A 17,460-nucleotide genomic window follows, 5' to 3' on the forward strand; every position below is an offset into this window, starting at 1 on the left:
GGTCCTGCCCCCAATTTCCTTGACGCGACCGGCGGGGCGGGGGAGCATGACCGCCACGACGCCGCCGACAGGTGCGGTGCGGGGATTGGAGAATGCCATGGAGGATGCCGCAGACCGTCTGGCGCGCGATCCGCGCTACATCGCGCTGATACGCAGGCGAGGACGGTTCACCACGATCCTGACGATCGTCATGCTGGCCGTCTATTTCGGCTTCGTCCTAACCATCGCCTTCGACAAGGCGCTGCTGGCCGGGTCGGTCAGCGGTGGCGCGACGAGCTGGGGCATCCCGATCGGACTGGGCGTCATCGCCCTCGCGATATGTCTGACCGGCCTTTATGTCTGGCGGGCCAATCGCGATTTTGATCCGGTCATCGATGCGCTGCGGGCGGAGTATGGTGCATGAGGGCGCGTATCGCGATGGCGGCCGTGCCACTTGCCCTGCTGCCATGGTCGGCGGCGCAGGCCCATGCCATCGGCCCGACGACACAACAGGCGACGAACTGGACCGCGATCGGCATGTTCGCGGCCTTTGTCGCGCTGACCCTGGCGATCACCCGCTGGGCGGCACGCCGGACGAAGACGGCATCGGACTTCTATACGGCGGGCGGTGGCATCACCGGCTTTCAGAACGGGCTGGCGATCGCTGGCGACTTCATGTCGGCGGCATCGTTCCTGGGCATTTCGGCGCAGATCTATGCGGATGGCTATGACGGCCTGATCTACTCGATCGGTTTCCTCGTCGGCTGGCCGATCCTGCTTTTCCTGATGGCGGAGCGGCTGCGCAACCTGGGCCGTTACACCTTTGCCGATGTGGCGTCCTTCCGCTTCGCCCAGACGCCGGTGCGCATGGTCGCGGCCTGTTCGACACTGCTGGTCGTCCTGTTCTACCTGATCGCGCAGATGGTCGGGGCGGGGCAGTTGATCCGGCTGCTGTTCGGCCTGCCTTATGGCTATGCGGTGGTCATCGTCGGCGTGCTCATGACGATGTACGTGCTGTTCGGGGGCATGACGGCGACCACCTGGGTTCAGATCGTCAAGGCCATGATGCTGCTCGGTGCGGCCAGCTTCATGGCGGTCGCCGTGCTGGCCCGTTTCGACTTCAGCCCCGAGGCGCTGTTCGCCCGTGCGATCGAGGTGAAGACGGCGCTTGCCGCGCTGGCAGGCGCGGGACCGGACGAAGCGGTGGCGAAGGGCCAGGCGATCATGGGACCGGGCGGGTTCATCAAGGACCCCATATCGGCCATCTCGATCGGGGCCGCGCTGATGTTCGGGACGGCGGGCCTTCCGCATATCCTGATGCGCTTCTTCACCGTGCCCAATGCCAAGGCGGCGCGCAGCTCGGTGCTGTGGGCGACGGGTTGGATCGGCTATTTCTATATCCTGACCTTCGTCATCGGCTTCGGCGCGATCGTGCTGGTGGCGACCGATCCGGGCTTCCTGGACGCCGACGGCGCCTTGCGCGGCGGCAGCAACATGGCTGCGATCCATCTGGCGCAGGCGGTCGGCGGCAACCTGTTCCTGGGCTTCATCTCGGCGGTGGCGTTCGCGACCATCCTGGCGGTCGTCGCCGGCCTGACCCTATCGGGCGCCTCGGCGGTCAGCCATGACCTCTATGCGACGGTCATCAAGAAGGGGAAAGCCGACTCCGCCTCCGAACTGCGGGTGTCGCGGATCACGGTGCTGGTTCTTGCCGTCGTGGCGATCCTGCTCGGCATCCTGTTCGAGAAACAGAATGTCGCCTTCATGGTCAGCCTGGCCTTCGCCCTGGCGGCGTCGGCCAACTTCCCGGTGCTGTTCCTGTCGCTGTTGTGGTCGGGCTGCACGACGCGGGGTGTCGTTGCCGGTGGGCTGGTCGGGCTGTTGACCGCGCTCGTGTTGACCATCCTGTCGCCGGCGATCTGGGTCGCGGTGCTGGGTCATGCGGCGCCGATCTTCCCTTACGGATCGCCGACCATCTTCTCGATGCCGCTGGCGTTCCTGACGATCTGGCTGGTGTCGTTCACCGACCGGACGGGCCGTGCGGCGGTCGATCGCGCAGGATATCGGGCGCAGCGCATCCGGTCCGAAACGGGGATCGGCGCTTCGTCTGCGCACCAGCACTGAGTTGTCGTACCCGCTGTCCCTAAACGGGGCGGCGGGTACAAACACCCGGCAAATCCCCGGATGCCGGAATGGTCAACGCGGCGTTAACATCGCGCCATGAAACGCCGCCTCGTCCTGACCAATGAAGCTGCCCGCCACCCCTTTCGGCGCTCGCTTCCCCCGCCCGTGCTTCCACGGAGCCGTCGGGACGACGATCAGGATATTCGCCTGTTCGTCCTCAGCTTCACCGCCTTCTTCGTGTGTTTCTACAGCTTCATCTTCTGATCAGGCGGGGCGGACACAACCGTCGTCGCACGCCCGGTGCAGGCGAAGCGCCAGCCATGCCGAGACGAGGCACATGCCCGCGACCACGAACAGCATGTCGGCGGGCGTGACCCCCGCCGCGCTGATCCCGAATACCGCGACCGAGCCGACCGTCATTGCAAAGCAGTTGACGATGTTGTTCGCCGCCACCGTGCGCGCCGTCTGGTCCTTTTCGACGGTGGTCGTCAGAAACGCATAGAGCGGCACCACGAACATCCCTCCCGTCGTCGCGATGGCGAGCAGTGCGGCAAGGATGCCGATCGCCCGCGGCTGCGCCAGGAAGGCCTGCCAGCTATAGAGGCCGCCATCGGGTGCCGGCGTCCAGTTGCGGCACAGCAGCGAGAACAGGACGACGAAGGCCCCCATGGCGATGACCGACATCGGCGAATAGCGCGCCGAGATCTCGCCCTTCAGCATGGTGTTGATGACCACCGACCCGATCGCGACCCCGACCGAGAAGATCGCGATGGCCAGGCTCGCCACCTCCTTGTCGGCGGTCAGGACATTCTTCACCAGCGGCGGGAAGATGATGATGAGGACCGCACCGATCGTCCAGAAGAAGCTGATCGCCACGATCGCCAGGAACAGGCGACGGATGTGCAGCGTGGCGGAGATCAGCTGCCACGACGCGGTAAAGGGGTTGTAGTTCAGCTTGATCGGCGGCCCTTCGCGCGGGGCGGGGGGCACTTGGCGGCCGGTGAACCAGCCCAGCACCGCCACGATCAGCACCCCGATCGCCGCGGCCTCGACCGGGATCCACCCCGCCGCGACGGTGCCGAGCAGGATCGCCAGATACGTCCCCGCCTCGACCAGCCCGGTGCCGCCGAGAATATCCTCGGGCTCCAGATGCTGGGGCAGGATCGCATATTTGATCGGCCCGAAGAATGTCGAGTGGATGCCCAGCGCCAGGACCGTGCCGAGCATCAGCGACAGCCCGGTCATCGTATAGCCCGCCTTGGCGATCAGCAGCCCGGCGGCGCCGATCATCATGATCCCGATCTCGACCGTCTTCACGATCCGCACGATCCGCGCCTTGTCATGTCCATCCGCCAGCTGTCCGGACATCGCCGAAAGGAATACGAAGGGGAGGATGGCCGCGGCGGTCGCGGCGGAGTTGAAATAGAATTCGGCTTGGGGATCGGTGAAGATCGCATAGGTCGCGAACAACACCATCGACGTCTTGAACAGATTGTCGTTGAACGCCCCGAGGAACTGGGTGGTGAACAGCGGCAGGAACCGGCGCCGCTTGAGAAGCCCGAGGGCATTGAGCATAACGAAAAATGGCCCGATCGTGGCAACAGGATGACGACAACATAACCATGCGCGTGCGTGACGCCAACCGGTTAAAGCGGTTTGTCATGGGCGAACGAGCGGTTAGAAGGCGACATGCTGACGCTGCCCAACCTCCTGACGCTTTCCCGAATCCTGGCCGTGCCGCTGCTGGCGGCGCTGCTGTGGCAGCCGGAGTGGGCACTGGGATATGGCATCGCCTTCGCCCTCTACTGCCTGATGGGCATCACCGATTATTTCGATGGCTATCTCGCCCGTGCCCAGGGTGCGGTGTCGAAGCTGGGCGTTTTTCTGGATCCCATCGCCGACAAGATCATGGTCGCATCGGTCATCCTGGTGCTGGTCGCGGTTCAGGTCCTGAGCGGGTGGAGCGTGATCGCCGGGCTGGTCATCCTGCTGCGCGAGATCGCGGTGTCGGGCCTGCGTGAATTCCTGGCGCAGTTGCAGGTTTCCGTGCCCGTGTCGCGACTGGCCAAGTGGAAGACGACGTTGCAGCTGATCTCGCTGGGCGGCCTGATCCTGGGCGGGGCGCTGCCCAACTGGCCGTGGCTGCACATCGCCGCGCTTGCTGCCCTGTGGGGCGCGGCGGTGCTGACCATCGTGACCGGTTGGGATTACCTGCGCGTCGGCCTAAAACATATGGATAGCTGATGTCGTTGACGATCCTGTACTTCGCCTGGGTCCGGGAACGGATCGGGCAGCCCGAGGAAGTGGTGACCCCACCGGCCGAGGTCGTGACGGTCGCGGACCTGATCGGCTGGCTGGCCAAACGCGGCGGCGGCTATGCCGAGGCGATGGCGGAACCAGAACGGCTGCGCGCAGCGGTCGACCAGAATTTCGTCGGCACCGACGCATCGATCGTCGGTGCGCGGGAGGTCGCGATCTTTCCGCCGGTGACGGGCGGATGATCCGCATCCTGGTGTCCCGCGATCCCATCGACCTCTCAGCCGAGACGGTCCGGGTAGAAGGCGGCAATGTCGGTGCCGTGGCCAGCTTTTGCGGCCTCGTCCGCGCCGATGACGGTGTCGATCAGCTGGAGCTTGAGCATTATCCCGGCGCTACCGAGGCCGCGCTGGATCGGATCGCCCGGACGGCATCGGAGCGGTGGTCGCTTCAGGCGGCCACGATCGTCCACCGCGTCGGCCCGATGCGGCCGGGTGAGCGGATCGTCCTGGTCCTCACTGCCGCACCGCATCGGCGGGATGCGCTGGACGCGTGCGCCTATCTGATCGACCGGTTGAAGACGGACGCGCCTTTCTGGAAGCGGGAAACGCGCGGCGATGATGCACGCTGGGTCGAGGTACGGGATAGCGACACGGCGGCGGCGGAGCGCTGGAGTTAGAGTTTGATCCACCTGACCTGAACTATCGTCCAGCCACCCCGGCGGAGGCCGGGCTCCAGTTGCGAAGGCCTCATCAATGGAGGGCGCTGGACCATTGTAAGCACGCGCCCAACTGGACTCCGGCCTCCGCTGGGGTGGTTGCTTCAGCTTGGCCGGATCAAACTGTACCGAAAAAGGCGGAGCCGAAGCCCCGCCTTTCCCTCATTCGCGATAACCGGTCGGTCAGCCGATCTTCGGCACGTTGATGCCGTTGGTGAGGTGGACAACGCCATTGGTCGCGTTGACGTCCGCCTTGTCGACATAGGCCTTCTGGCCGTTCACGTCGGTCAGCATGATGTTCCCGTTCGGGCCGATCTGCGCCGTCAGCGGCTGGCCCGCCAGCGTGGTCAGCGTGGCGGTGCCGTTGCCCGCCGTGATCTGCGACTTAAGCTGCTCGGCGGTCAGCTTGCCCGGAACGACATGATATTTCAGGATCGTGGCCAGGACCGGCTTGTTCTCCGGCTTGCTCAGATTGTCGATCGCGCCTGCGGGCATGCGGCTGAACGCCTCGTTGCTCGGGGCAAAGACGGTGAAGGGGCCGGGACCCGACAGATCGGCCGTCAGACCGGCGGTCGTCACCAGCTTGGCCAACGTGCTGCGATCGGGCGTCGCGGCCAGGATCTGGACGATGGTGCCGGTCGCGGCCGGGGTCACGGCGCCCGCCGGTGCCGCCGGGGCGGGCATCGTCTGCGGTGCTGCTGGCGCTGCCGGCGCGGGCGTCGTCTGCGCAACAGCGACACCGCTCATGGCCGTGACAGAGGCGAGGATGGCAAAGGTCTTCAACATGAAAGCATACTCCCGTTCTTCTGGAGGCGCGGCGTAATCACCTGGCGCCACATGGTGAAGGGCAGGACAACCGTTCGGCAACCGAAACGGCCGTCCTGCCGGGAGTAACGCACTTAATCCAATTTCGGCACCAATACACCATTGACAATGTGAACGACGCCGTTGGCCTGGGCCAGATCGCCTGCCTCGACATAGCTTTTGTTGCCGCCCGCATCGGTCAGCGTGATGACCGATTGGGTCATGGTGACGGTCAACGGCTCGCCCTGCACGGTCATCAACGTGGCGGTGCCGTTCCCCGCGGCGATCCGCCGTTGCAGCTCGGCGACGCCGACCGTGCCGGGCACCATGTGGAACCGGATCACCCGGACCAGCGAGTCCCGGTTGGCAGGCTGGAGCAGCTGGTTGAGCACGCCGGAGGCCAGGCGGCCAAAGGCTTCGTTCGACGGCGCGAAGACGGTGTAGGGGCCGGGGCTGGCCAGCGTCGTCGACAGGCCCGCCGCGCGCACCGCCGCGACGAAGGAGGATAGCGACGCCGTCGCCGCCGCATTGTCCAGGATGGTGCGGGTCGGTGCCATGGCCTGATCCATGGGGGCGGGGGCCGGTGCCTCGATGGGAGCGCTGGCGGTCGACGGTGTCGCCGGGGCCGCCCGCTCGTCGCGCCCGCGCCCGCAGCCGCCGAGCCCGACCAGTGCGACGATCGGCAGAAGCGCGATCATGCGCCGTGCGTTGAGGGTCATGGGCGAAATCTCCTTCGGATGGACGGGGTCACGGGACTAGACGCGCCCGGCCCGTCTCGGGTTGCGCGGGTGGGGCTCAGGCCGCTTCGGAAAGAACCTGGGCGAGCAGGCGGAAATCCTTTTCGCGCGGGCTGGCACGACGCCATACCAGCGCGATCTTGCGCATCGCGTTCTCCGCATCGAGGGGCCGCGCGGTGATGCTGGTATTGTTCAGAATACCAGCACGCAGCGCCATTTCCGGCAGCATCGTCATGCCCAGCCCATTGTCGACCATCTGGACGATCGTGTGGAGCGAGGTGCCCAGCATCGTCGCCTCGGCGCGCAACTCGGGGCGGTTGCATGCGGCCAGGGCGTGATCCTTCAGGCAATGGCCGTCCTCCAGCAGCAGCAGTCGCGCTTCGTCGATCGCGGAGGCGGGAATGGCGGCGGGCGGCGTGAGGTTCTCGGCGGTCGGAAAGGCGACGTACAGGCGATCGTCGAACAACGGCTCGGCGGTCACTTCGCCACAGGCATAGGGCAGCGCCAGCAACACGCAGTCGGTGCGACCATTGTGGAGGCGTTCGCAGGCGGGGCCGCTCGGCTCCTCGCGCAGGAACAGCTTCAGGTCCGGAAAATCGCGGCGCAGGCGGGGCAGGATATGCGGCAGCATGAAGGGTGCGATGGTCGGGATGACCGACATGCGCATCTCACCCGACAAGGGGCGCCCGGCGGCGCGCGCCATATCGCCCAGCTCGTCCGCCTCGCGCAGCACTCGTCGCGCCTTGTCCGCGATCCGCTCGCCCAGCGGCGTGAAGCGCACCACGCGCCGCGTCCGCTCGACCAGGGTGACGCCGATCAGCGTCTCCAACTCGCGCAGGCCCGCCGACAGGGTCGACTGCGTCACGAAGCACGCATCGGCGGCCCGGCCGAAATGGCCATGGTCCTGCAGCGCCACGAGATATTGCAGCTGCTTTAACGTCGGTAGGTAGGTTGCGGCCATTGATCGCCTCAGTCGATTGCGATCTGACAAATAGCTTGTTGGATCGCAGGCGCCAGTCCCCATATCCGTCACCGCTACGAATACAGGCGGTCCACCGCCGATGCCGGACGAGGATGGCTGAAGCCGACTTTTGGGAAGAAATGGAGGCTATTGCCATGTTGACCGTTGGAGACAAGCTCCCCGCATTCACCGTTCCCGTCCAGCAGGGGACGAACGCCCTCCCCGCGGGCGAGACGATCAGCGACACTTCCTATCCCGGCAAGTGGAAGGTTCTCTTCTACTGGCCGAAGGACTTCACCTTCGTGTGCCCGACCGAGATCGTCGGCTATTCCGAACTGAAGGGTGATTTCGAGGATCGCGACGCCGTGCTGATCGGCGCATCGACCGACACCGCGCATGTTCACTTGGCTTGGCGCAAGTCGGACCCGGATCTGGCCGCCGCCGATTTCCCCTGGATCGCGGACAATGGCCGCGTCCTGGCCGACGCGCTGGGCATCGTCGACAAGAACGAGCATGTCGCCTATCGCGCGACGTTCATCATCGATCCCGACAATGTCATCCAGCACGTCACGATTAACGGCCTGAACGTCGGCCGCAACCCGGCCGAGACGCTGCGCGTGCTCGACGCGCTGCAGACCGACGAGCTGTGCCCGTGCAACTGGAACAAGGGCGACGACGTCCTCCAGCTCGCCGCCGAGTAAGCCTTTGGTTCGGGGGCGGTGACGCCCCCGAACTCCCATATTTTCCGACGCCCCGGCGAGGGTTGCCGATTCTGATCGATCGGCGGCCCGGACTGGGGCGTCGTTCATCCGGAGCATTTATCCATGTCGCTCAAGGAATTTGCCGGGCAGTTGCCCGACTTCGCCAAGGATATCCGCCTGAACGTCGGCTCGCTGCTGAACGAGCAACTGCTTAATGATCAGCGCAAATACGGCCTGTTGCTGGCCTGTGCCCACGGCACTGGGCACAAGCCGCTGGTCGAGGCGGCGGAGGCCGAATGCGCCCCCAAGCTGTCCGCCGAGGCGGCCAATGCGGCGCGGGCAGCGGCGGCGGTCATGGCGATGAACAACGTCTATTATCGCTTCACGCACCTGGCCGGGAACCAGGAATATCGCAACCTGCCCGCCAAGCTGCGCATGAACGTGATCGCGGCGCCTGGGATCGACAAGGTCGATTTCGAGCTGTTCAGCCTGGCGGTCTCGGCGATCAACGGCTGCGGCATGTGCATCGACGCGCATGAGGCGGTGCTGAAGAAGGCCGGGGTCTCGGCCGAGATCATCCAGAGTTCGGTACGGATCGCAGCGGTTATGCAGGCGGTTGCGACCGTTCATTCGGCAATCGCTTGAAACCCGATCCTCCCCAGGCCTGGCTTGGGGAGGGCGGTGACGGAGGGGCGTCGCCACTGGCCGTGACACCCCTCCATCAGCCTTTCGGGCTGCCACCCCTCCCGACAGGGGAGGAACGAGTCAGGCGGTGATCGCCTGGTACAGCCCCCAAAGGCTCGTCAGCGTCAGGATCGTGCCCACCAGGGTCAGCAGCGTGCGGGCCGGAACCCGCTTGGCCAGGATCGCGCCAAAGGGTGCTGCCAGGACACCGCCGATCAACAGCCCCACCGTCGCCATGGTGAACGCGCCCCAGCCGAGCTGGGTGATGAACGTTGCCGAGATGGTGGCGGTCAGGAAGAATTCGGCGGTGTTCACCGTGCCGATTGTCGTGCGTGGTGCCGCACCCTGCGCCAGCAGGTTCGAGGTCACGACCGGCCCCCAGCCGCCGCCACCCGCCGCATCCAGGAACCCACCGATAAAGCCCAGCGGCTCGACCACCTTCGGCTCGCGCGCGTTCGTCTTGTGACGCCATGCACGGATCAGCAGGTAGAGGCCGATCGCCGTGAGATAGGCCAGGATGAAGGGCTTCACGACGGCGGCGTCGATGTTCGACAGCACATAGGCACCCAATGCGCCGCCGATGACGCCCGGGATCATCAGGCGCAGGAACAGTCGCCAGTTGACGTTGCGATGCACCGCATGGCTGATGCCCGACACGGCGGTCGTGAACGTCTCGACGCTGTGCACCCCCGCCGAGGCGGCGGCGGGTGGCACGCCCAGGCTGATGAGCAGGGTATTGGAAATCACGCCAAAGGCCATGCCCAGCGCACCATCGACGACCTGTGCGGCAAAGCCCACGCCCACGAAGGGGAGGATATGGATCAGTTCGGTACTCGTCGGGTCCATCGTCTCTCCTTACGTGTCCTTCGCGGCGGGCCATGCCGTGTCGACAGCAACGCTGCAACAAAGATAGAGTTTGTGGCGGGGAGCCGCCGAGCGCGACTATCTGGATTTCAAGCGATAGCATGCCTAAATGCTCCTATCGCATCTGGGGACTGCTCATGCCGAGCCGATTGGCCGCCTATCTTGATTCGATCCGGGCGCGCGACCCTGCGCCACATTCGCGCGCGGAGATCCTGCTATACCCTGGTGTCTGGGCGCTGGCCGGTCACCGGATCGCGCATCGCCTGTACAAGGGGCGGGCGTTCTTCCTGGCGCGGCTGGTCAATCACTTCACCCGCTTCCTGACCGCGATCGACATTCATCCCGGCGCCAAGATCGGCCGCAATTTCTTCATCGACCATGGTTTCGTGGTGATCGGCGAAACGGCCGAGATCGGCGACGACGTCACCATCTATCAGTGCGTGACGCTGGGCGGGACGAGCCCGGACAATGGTGTGGCGGGCAAGCGTCACCCGACGCTGATGGACGGGGCGATCGTCGGTTCGGGCGCGCAGGTGCTGGGCCCGATCATCGTCGGACCGCGCGCGCGCGTCGGTGCGAATGCGGTCGTCACGCGTGACGTGCCCGAAGGCGCGGTCATGGTCGGCATCCCCGCCCGCCCGACGGTGGTGGAAGGCGGCGCGGCCCCTGAGCGGCGCTTCGTGCCCTATGGCACGCCCTGTTCGGAAATGTTCGATCCGCAGACCCAGAAGATCGAGATGATGCGCTGCGAACTGGAGACGATGCGGCGTCGGCTGGACGCGGTGCTGGCCGAACAGGAAGAGCGGCGCGACCGGGCCTGATGGGAGTTCTGCCGTTTCCGAAGGCCCCCGGCCAGGTCGGCTTCGAGCGGGCCGAGTTGAACCGTATCCTCGACCTCTATGGCCGCATGGTGGCGGCGGGCCATTGGCGCGACTATGCGATGGACCTGGGCCGGGACGCGGCGATCTTTTCCGCCTTTCGACGGGCTGCCGAGCGACCCGAATATCGCATCGAAAAGCGACCGGCGCTGCGCAATCGTCAGGGCATGTGGGCGCTGATCGGGGAGGGCGGGGCCGTGCTGAAGCGGGGCCATGAATTGGGCCCCGTACTCGCCCCGGTCGAGCGGCGGCTGATGAAACTGGTCGACGAATAAGCCAATGAAAAGCGCCGGTCCCCTGGGTGGGAACCGGCGCCTTATTACAGCCGGGTGAGGGCCTTTGGCTTAATTGCCGCCACGCTGGCGGCACTGGTCATACTGACCCTTTTTGCAGATCGGATAGCTCTTCAGCGGAGCCGGGGCGGGATAGGCTTGTGAGGGGCTCGGTGCCTGCTGGAACACGATCTGTGCGCCGGGGGCGGGTGGTGCGGCCATCGGCGGCTGGGCAGGCTGGTAACCGCCAGCCGTCATCGTCGCAGCCGAGGCCGCCGCATTGGCCTGCATCGCGCCAGGGGTTGCAGTGTCGGTCGACGTGCCGGTCTGGGCCGTGGCGTCGGTCGACGTACCCGTCTGGGCACCCGCCTGGGCGGTGGTGTCGGTCTGGGTCGTGGTCTGAGCCAGGGCGGGCGTCGCCATCAGCGCGGTGGCGGCAAGAAAAACGAGCTTCATGCGAATCTCCTATTCAGAAGCGCAAGTGCGTTAGCGCGTGGAGGAAACGCCCAATGCCGCACTTGGCTCCCTCGTTTCGCAAGCGACCCAATCCTGACACGCTTTTCAGGTCGCTGGCTCAGCCCCCCGCATCCAGCGAATAGCCCGCCGAGCGGACGGTGCGGATGATGTCCGGCCGATCGCCGATATTGATCGCCTTGCGCAGACGGCGGATATGCACGTCGACCGTACGGCTCTCGATGTCGGAGTCATGCCCCCAGACCGCATCGAGCAGCCGCTCGCGCGAGAAGACCCAGCCGGGATGCTCGAGGAAATGCTTGAGCAGGCGGAATTCCGTCGGCCCGAGCGAAACGACCTCGCCTGCGCGGCGGACCTTGTGGCCGACCGTGTCCATCTCGATATCGGCATAGGTCAGCGCCTCGCCCGCCAGCGCCGGGCGGACACGCCGCAGCACCGCGCCGACGCGGGCGACCAGTTCGCGCGGAGAGAAAGGCTTGGTGACATAGTCGTCCGCGCCCGTCTCCAGCCCGCGCACCCGGTCCTCTTCCTCGCCGCGCGCGGTCAGCATGATGATGGGCACGTTGGCCGTCTCGGGCGAGCGGCGGAGGCGGCGGCAGACCTCGATCCCCGAAATCCCCTCGACCATCCAGTCGAGCAGGACGATGTCGGGCGTGCTCTCGCGCGCCAGCAGCAACGCCTCCTCGCCGTCCGGCGTGTGCGTGACCTCGAAATCCTCGCGCTTGAAGTGGAAGACGAGCAGTTCCGCCAGCGCGGCGTCGTCTTCGACCAGCAGCATTTTTACGCGTGCCATGATGCCTGTTCCCTCAAGAAGGCAGAGTGCCGCCGCGATCCCGCTCACCCATCTGGGTGCCGGTGGCAGCGAAATAGACCATCTCCGCGACGTTCGTCGCATGGTCCCCGATCCGTTCGAGATTCTTGGCGATGAACAGCAGGTGCGCGACCTGCCCGATCGTCTTGGGATTCTCGACCATATGGGTGACGAGCGTGCGGAAGATGGAATCGTAGAAATCGTCGAGCGCGTTGTCGCTGTCGCGGACCCGCACCGCCGCCTCGGCATCGCGCGCGGCAAAGGCGTCGAGCACGTCATGCACCATCGCCGAGGCGATCTTGGCCATGGCGGGCAGGATAGAGACGGGCTCGATCCGGTCCTCGCTCTCGATCATCGGCACGCGCTTGGCGATGTTCTTGGCATAATCGCCGATGCGCTCGACGACGCTGGCGATCTTCAGCGCCGCGACGACCTCGCGCAGGTCGTTGGCCATCGGCGCCCGCAGCGCGATGGTGCGCACCGCCAGCCGCTCGACCTCGGCCTCGATCAGGTCGATCGCCTTGTCGTCATCGCGCACCTTGCGCGCCAGTTCCAGGTCGGAGCGCTGCAACGCGCGGATCGCATTGGCGATCGCCTCCTCGGCCAATCCGCCCATCTGGCTGATCAGCCCGCGCAGGCGGCCTATGTCGTTGTCGAAGGCTTTTACGGTGTGGTCCATGATCCTCGTCCTCAGCCGTAACGGCCGGTAATATAGTCCTTCGTCCGCTCTTCCTTCGGGTTCGTGAAGATGTCGGACGTCTTGCCGTACTCGACCAGGGTGCCGAGATGGAAAAAGGCGGTACGCTGCGAGACGCGGGCGGCCTGCTGCATGTTGTGGGTGACGATCGCGATGGCGTAGCGGCCGCGCAGGTCGTGGATCAGCTCCTCGATCCGCGCGGTCGCGATCGGGTCGAGCGCGCTGCACGGCTCGTCCATCAGGATGACCTCGGGATCGACCGCGATGGCGCGGGCGATGCACAGTCGCTGCTGCTGGCCACCCGACAGCGCGGTGCCGCTTTCGGACAGGCGGTCCTTGACCTCGTTCCAGAGCCCGGCCCTCGTCAGCGAGCGCTCGACGATCATGTCCAGCTCGGCCCGCGACCCGGCCAGCCCGTGGATGCGCGGGCCATAGGCGACGTTTTCGTAGATCGACTTGGGGAAGGGATTGGGCTTCTGGAACACCATGCCGACGCGGGCGCGAAGCTGCACCACGTCCATCTCCGGCGCATAGATGTCCTGCCCGTCGATCCGCACATCGCCGGTGACGCGCGCCGAGGGGATGGTGTCGTTCATCCGGTTGAGCGTTCGCAGGAAGGTAGATTTGCCACAGCCCGACGGGCCGATGAACGCGATGACGTGATCCATGTCGACGTCGATCGAGATGTCGTGGATCGCCTGCTTGGCGCCATAGGACACGCTGACGTTGCGCGCGCTTATCTTGGGAATGCTCACCAGCGTGTCTCGAACCGATTGCGAAGGTAGATGGCCAGCCCGTTCATCGCGAGCAGGAAGACGAGAAGGACGATGATCGCGGCCGATGTCCGCTCGATAAAGCCGCGGTCCACCTGATCCGACCACAGGAAAATCTGGACCGGCAGGACGGTCGCCGGATCGGTCAGCCCATGCGGGGGTGCGGCGATGAAGGCGCGCATGCCGATCATCAACAGCGGCGCGGTCTCTCCCAACGCGCGCGCCATGCCGATGATCGTGCCGGTCATGATGCCCGGCAGCGCCAGCGGCAGGACGTGGTGAAAGATCACCTGTACCCGCGACGCCCCGATCGCCAGCGCGGCGTCGCGGATCGAGGGCGGCACCGCCTTGATCGCGTTGCGCGCGGCGATGACGATGACCGGCATGGTCATCAGCGCCAGCGTCAGGCCGCCGACCAGAGGGGCCGAGCGCGGCAGGCCGAAACTGCCCAGGAACACGGCAAGGCCCAGCAGGCCGAAGATTATCGACGGCACCGCCGCCAGATTGTTGATCGACACCTCGATGATGTCGGTCCACCGGTTCTTTGGCGCATATTCCTCGAGATAGAGGGCGGCCAACACGCCGATCGGGAAGGCGAGGACCAGCGTCACCAGCATGGTGAGGAGCGAACCCTTGGTCGCGCCCCAGATGCCGACGCCGGTCGGATCGGTCGCGTCGGCATCGCGCAGGAAACCCACATCCCAGCCGGTCGAGAGCACGCCCTTCGCCTTCAGCCGCGCGACCACCTCCTCCGCATCGGGGGCGCCGTTACCCTTGGCGGCGACGTCATAGCGGCTGGCGATCGGCAGCGAGAAACGGGTCGTCCGACGGAGCAGCGCCGGGTCGGCCTTCACCGCATCGCGCACGAGTATCCAGGCGCTTGGCGACAGCAGGTCCGCTCCGTCGGGGCCGAAGGCCATGGTCGCGGCGCTATCGACCGCGTCCTCCAGCCCCGATCCGGCCAGCGCCAGATCCGCGCCACGCCCCTTCAGGCGGGCGGGCTCGATCGGTAGTTGCGCGGCGGCCAGATCGACGGGCAGCGTGACCCGCGTCTCGGTAAAGCCGCGAAGCCCTTGCGCGAGCATGGTGACGAGCAGGAACGCCAGGAACGCGGCGGACAAGGCGACGGCCGCCGCACCCAGCCGCCTGAAACGGCGCTCGGCGGCATAGCGACGTCGCAACCGCCGGGCCATGGCCGGGCTGTCCCACTTTCGGGGTGCAGGCGGCGGTGCGCTATTCATAGCTTTCCCGGTACCGCTTCACCACGCTGAGCGCGACGATGTTGAGGAGAAGGGTAATGACGAACAGCGTCAGGCCGAGCGCGAAGGCGGCAAGCGTCTTCGGGCTGTCGAACTCCGCTTCGCCCGTCAGCAGATCGACAATCTGACGGGTGACGGTGGTCGTGCTGGCAAAGGGATTGGCGGTCAGGGTGGCGACGCCGCTCGCCGCCATGACGACGATCATGGTCTCGCCGATCGCACGACTGACGGCGAGCAGGACTCCGCCGACGACGCCGGGCAGGGCGGCGGGCAGCATGACGCGGGTGATCGTCTCCGACGGGGTCGCCCCCATCGCCAGGCTGCCGTCGCGCATGGCGCTGGGCACTGCCGCCAGGCTGTCGTCCGCCATGGACGAGACGAAGGGAATGATCATCACCCCCATGACGAGCCCAGCGGCCAGCGCGCTTTCGGACGAGGCCCAGTCGATGCCGATCGACACCGCGAACTGGCGAACGGCCGGGGCGACGGTCAGCGCGGCGAAATAGCCGTAGACGACCGTCGGTATGCCCGCGAGCACTTCGAGCACGGGTTTCATGATCCGGCGCGCGCGGGGGGCGGCATATTGGGTCAGGTAGATGGCGCTCATCAGCCCGAACGGAATGGCCACCGCCATGGCGATGATCGCACCGATGAAAAAGGTGCCCCAGAACAACGGCACCGCGCCCAGCGATGCACCGGGATCGCGCGGGTCGATCACCTGCGGGCTCCAATGTGTGCCGAACAGGAAGTCGGTGACCGGTACGACCGAGAAGAAGCGGCCCGCTTCATAAAGCAGCGAGGCGACGATCCCCGCCGTGGTCAGGATCGCGATCAACGACGCGCCGAGCAGCAGGCCAAGGACCACCCGTTCGATCCGCGTCCGGGCCGAAAAATCGGGACGCACGCGCAAGTAGGCATAGGCGCCGCTCGCCAGGGCTAGCAGGACGACGATGGCGGTCGCTATCCAGTCGAACCGGGCCTGCGCGCGGGCATAGGCCGGTGCCAGTACGCGGGACAGGGCATGGAAGGCGCCGTGTGCCCGTCCACTCGCCAAGGCGCGGGCCTCGGACAGAATGGCGGCGCGTTCGAACCCCGGCGGGGGCAAATGCGCCGCGGCGGGGGTGCCAAGCACCGTATCGGTCACGAGGGCGGGCGAGGTCGCCGCCCAGACCGCCAGGAACAGCAGCGGGGGAAGGACGGTCCACAGCGCGACATACCAGCCGTGATGGTGCGGCAGCGAACTGACCCGCGCGGCCGCGCCGTGCCGGAAGCCGAGCGCACGCATCCGGGTGGTCGCCCAGGCGATGACGCCCAGCCCGACGATCAGGATCAGGAGGATCGCACCGTTCATGACGGCAACGTCGCCGGGTCGAGCGGGATTTCCCGCATGATAATCGCCCGCGATCGCGCCTCGATCGCTGCGGGAGACGCGATCAGGCCACGCCGGACCAGCGGCCCGTCCTTGCCCCAATTCGCCGCATAGAGCCGCAGAAAGGCGCGCAGGCCCGGAATGGCGTCGAGATGCGCCTTCTTCACATAGACATAGAGCGGGCGGGAGCCGGGATAGCGATCGGCGGCGATGGCGGCATAGGTCGGCTTGACCCCGTCGATCGCAACCCCGTCCACGGTCTGGCGATTTTCCTCGAGATAGGAATAACCGAATACACCCAGTGCGTCCGGGTTGGCCTGGAGCTTCTGGACGATGAGATTGTCGTTCTCACCCGCGTCGATATACGCGCCATCCTCGCGCACGCGGGCGCAGAGCAGGCGGTGCGCATCGGGATCGCGGCGGCTGAGCGCGATGGCCCCCGGTTCCACCGCATCGCATCCTTTCATCAGGATCAGCTCGGCGAGCGCATCACGCGTGCCGCTGGTCGCTGGCGGGCCATAGACCTGGATCGGAATGGCGGGCAGCGCAGGGTTCACGTCGGCCCAGGTCCGTGCCTGATTGGGCTTGCCGCCCGGATGGGCCGACAGGGCGCGGTAGAGATCGACGGTAGTTAGCGCCATGCGCGGCCCGCGCTTCGATTCGGCGAAGGCGATGCCGTCGATGCCGATCTGGATCTCGAGCAGTTCAGGCGCGCCGTGCGCGGCGCACTCGCGATATTCGCTGGCCTTCATCCGACGCGACGCATCTTCCAGATCGGGATGCGCGGCGCCGATCCCGGCGCAGAACAGCTTCATGCCCGCGCCCGTGCCGGTCGACTCGATCACCGGCGCCTTGGCCTCCGGATCGGCGGCCACGAACCGTTCGGCAATGATCGTGGTGAAAGGATAGACGGTGGACGATCCGACCGCCGTGATCTGCTCACGCACGCCCGCGCCGCCGCCATTGGCCTGATCGTGGCAGGCCGCCAGCGCGAACATCGCGGCGAGAAGGCAGGGCAGGCGCATCATGTTCCTTGGAAGAGGGCGAACATCGTGGTTGCGAACCGGCGCTGCCATGCTCACCGGACCCCCGTGTGACA

22 protein-coding genes are annotated in these 17,460 nt (G+C 66.2%); 10 read left to right on the plus strand and 12 right to left on the minus strand.

What is annotated here, in order from left to right:
- Positions 1-46: 46 nt before the first annotated feature.
- The 3 genes from SOM26_RS01275 to SOM26_RS01285 all read left to right on the plus strand — a co-directional run bounded on the left by SOM26_RS01275 (position 47) and on the right by SOM26_RS01285 (position 2,367).
- A complete protein-coding gene (locus SOM26_RS01275) occupies positions 47-403 on the plus strand; it encodes a DUF485 domain-containing protein (protein WP_320450920.1) in 357 nt (118 codons plus the stop codon).
- Positions 400-2,103, plus strand: coding sequence for a cation acetate symporter (locus SOM26_RS01280; protein WP_320450921.1), 1,704 nt, complete (start codon positions 400-402; stop codon positions 2,101-2,103). The genes SOM26_RS01275 and SOM26_RS01280 overlap by 4 nt, the downstream gene beginning before the upstream one ends.
- Positions 2,104-2,199: 96 nt before the next feature.
- Positions 2,200-2,367: a hypothetical protein gene (locus SOM26_RS01285; protein WP_320450922.1), complete on the plus strand. Its 168-nt coding sequence runs from the start codon at positions 2,200-2,202 to the stop codon at positions 2,365-2,367.
- Here the strand turns inward: SOM26_RS01285 and SOM26_RS01290 are convergent, their stop codons facing one another.
- Positions 2,368-3,678 (minus strand): MFS transporter, encoded by a 1,311-nt coding sequence (locus SOM26_RS01290; protein ID WP_320450923.1) that lies wholly within the window; start codon positions 3,676-3,678, stop codon positions 2,368-2,370.
- 114 nt (positions 3,679-3,792) lie between these two features.
- On the opposite strand from SOM26_RS01290, the gene pgsA reads away from it, so the two are divergent.
- From pgsA to SOM26_RS01305, 3 genes are read left to right on the plus strand one after another with little or no spacing between them, the layout of a single operon-like run.
- Entirely contained in the window at positions 3,793-4,347 is a 555-nt protein-coding gene (gene pgsA, locus SOM26_RS01295) for a CDP-diacylglycerol--glycerol-3-phosphate 3-phosphatidyltransferase (RefSeq protein WP_320450924.1), read from the plus strand.
- Positions 4,347-4,604, plus strand: coding sequence for a molybdopterin converting factor subunit 1 (moaD, locus tag SOM26_RS01300; RefSeq protein WP_320450925.1), 258 nt, complete (start codon positions 4,347-4,349; stop codon positions 4,602-4,604). The genes pgsA and moaD overlap by 1 nt, the downstream gene beginning before the upstream one ends.
- A complete protein-coding gene (locus SOM26_RS01305; RefSeq protein ID WP_320450926.1) occupies positions 4,601-5,038 on the plus strand; it encodes a molybdenum cofactor biosynthesis protein MoaE in 438 nt (145 codons plus the stop codon). Before moaD ends, SOM26_RS01305 begins: the two co-directional genes overlap by 4 nt.
- A 222-nt stretch (positions 5,039-5,260) precedes the next feature.
- Here SOM26_RS01305 and SOM26_RS01310 read toward each other — a convergent pair whose 3' ends face one another.
- The 3 genes from SOM26_RS01310 to SOM26_RS01320 form a co-directional block, all read right to left on the minus strand.
- Positions 5,261-5,824: a fasciclin domain-containing protein gene (locus SOM26_RS01310; RefSeq protein ID WP_320450927.1), complete on the minus strand. Its 564-nt coding sequence runs from the start codon at positions 5,822-5,824 to the stop codon at positions 5,261-5,263.
- 152 nt (positions 5,825-5,976) lie between these two features.
- Positions 5,977-6,600, minus strand: coding sequence for a fasciclin domain-containing protein (locus SOM26_RS01315; protein ID WP_320450928.1), 624 nt, complete (start codon positions 6,598-6,600; stop codon positions 5,977-5,979).
- 76 nt (positions 6,601-6,676) lie between these two features.
- Entirely contained in the window at positions 6,677-7,579 is a 903-nt protein-coding gene (locus tag SOM26_RS01320; RefSeq protein WP_320450929.1) for a hydrogen peroxide-inducible genes activator, read from the minus strand.
- Between the two features lie 155 nt (positions 7,580-7,734).
- Here SOM26_RS01320 and SOM26_RS01325 point away from each other — a divergent pair, with 155 nt between their 5' ends.
- Both SOM26_RS01325 and ahpD read left to right on the plus strand, forming a co-directional pair.
- Entirely contained in the window at positions 7,735-8,280 is a 546-nt protein-coding gene (locus SOM26_RS01325) for a peroxiredoxin (protein WP_320450930.1), read from the plus strand.
- 123 nt (positions 8,281-8,403) lie between these two features.
- Positions 8,404-8,925, plus strand: coding sequence for an alkylhydroperoxidase, AhpD family (gene ahpD, locus SOM26_RS01330; protein ID WP_320450931.1), 522 nt, complete (start codon positions 8,404-8,406; stop codon positions 8,923-8,925).
- Positions 8,926-9,045: 120 nt separating this feature from the next.
- Here the strand turns inward: ahpD and SOM26_RS01335 are convergent, their stop codons facing one another.
- Positions 9,046-9,810 (minus strand): sulfite exporter TauE/SafE family protein, encoded by a 765-nt coding sequence (locus SOM26_RS01335; RefSeq protein WP_320450932.1) that lies wholly within the window; start codon positions 9,808-9,810, stop codon positions 9,046-9,048.
- 155 nt (positions 9,811-9,965) lie between these two features.
- Between SOM26_RS01335 and epsC the strand changes: the two genes are divergently transcribed.
- A complete protein-coding gene (epsC, locus tag SOM26_RS01340) occupies positions 9,966-10,649 on the plus strand; it encodes a serine O-acetyltransferase EpsC (protein ID WP_320450933.1) in 684 nt (227 codons plus the stop codon).
- A complete protein-coding gene (locus SOM26_RS01345) occupies positions 10,649-10,981 on the plus strand; it encodes a DUF2794 domain-containing protein (RefSeq protein ID WP_320450934.1) in 333 nt (110 codons plus the stop codon). Before epsC ends, SOM26_RS01345 begins: the two co-directional genes overlap by 1 nt.
- Positions 10,982-11,050: 69 nt before the next feature.
- On the opposite strand, the gene SOM26_RS01350 is transcribed toward SOM26_RS01345, so the two are convergent.
- The 7 genes from SOM26_RS01350 to SOM26_RS01380 form a co-directional block, all read right to left on the minus strand.
- Positions 11,051-11,434: a hypothetical protein gene (locus SOM26_RS01350; RefSeq protein WP_320450935.1), complete on the minus strand. Its 384-nt coding sequence runs from the start codon at positions 11,432-11,434 to the stop codon at positions 11,051-11,053.
- Between the two features lie 118 nt (positions 11,435-11,552).
- Positions 11,553-12,245 carry a phosphate regulon transcriptional regulator PhoB gene (phoB, locus tag SOM26_RS01355; RefSeq protein ID WP_058715109.1) on the minus strand — a complete coding sequence of 231 codons (693 nt, stop codon included), beginning with the start codon at positions 12,243-12,245 and terminating at the stop codon, positions 11,553-11,555.
- Positions 12,246-12,258: 13 nt separating this feature from the next.
- Entirely contained in the window at positions 12,259-12,942 is a 684-nt protein-coding gene (gene phoU / locus SOM26_RS01360) for a phosphate signaling complex protein PhoU (protein WP_320450936.1), read from the minus strand.
- An 11-nt stretch (positions 12,943-12,953) separates the two neighbouring features.
- Entirely contained in the window at positions 12,954-13,718 is a 765-nt protein-coding gene (gene pstB / locus SOM26_RS01365) for a phosphate ABC transporter ATP-binding protein PstB (RefSeq protein ID WP_320451260.1), read from the minus strand.
- Positions 13,712-14,926 carry a phosphate ABC transporter permease PstA gene (pstA, locus tag SOM26_RS01370; RefSeq protein WP_320450937.1) on the minus strand — a complete coding sequence of 405 codons (1,215 nt, stop codon included), beginning with the start codon at positions 14,924-14,926 and terminating at the stop codon, positions 13,712-13,714. The genes pstB and pstA overlap by 7 nt, the downstream gene beginning before the upstream one ends.
- 40 nt (positions 14,927-14,966) lie before the next feature.
- Positions 14,967-16,343 carry a phosphate ABC transporter permease subunit PstC gene (pstC, locus tag SOM26_RS01375; protein WP_320450938.1) on the minus strand — a complete coding sequence of 459 codons (1,377 nt, stop codon included), beginning with the start codon at positions 16,341-16,343 and terminating at the stop codon, positions 14,967-14,969.
- A complete protein-coding gene (locus tag SOM26_RS01380; RefSeq protein ID WP_320451261.1) occupies positions 16,340-17,386 on the minus strand; it encodes a substrate-binding domain-containing protein in 1,047 nt (348 codons plus the stop codon). Before SOM26_RS01380 ends, pstC begins: the two co-directional genes overlap by 4 nt.
- Positions 17,387-17,460 lie beyond the last annotated feature (74 nt).

It is taken from the genome of Sphingomonas sp. CFBP8993, assembly GCF_034044895.1.
Taxonomy (GTDB): Bacteria; Pseudomonadota; Alphaproteobacteria; order Sphingomonadales; family Sphingomonadaceae; genus Sphingomonas.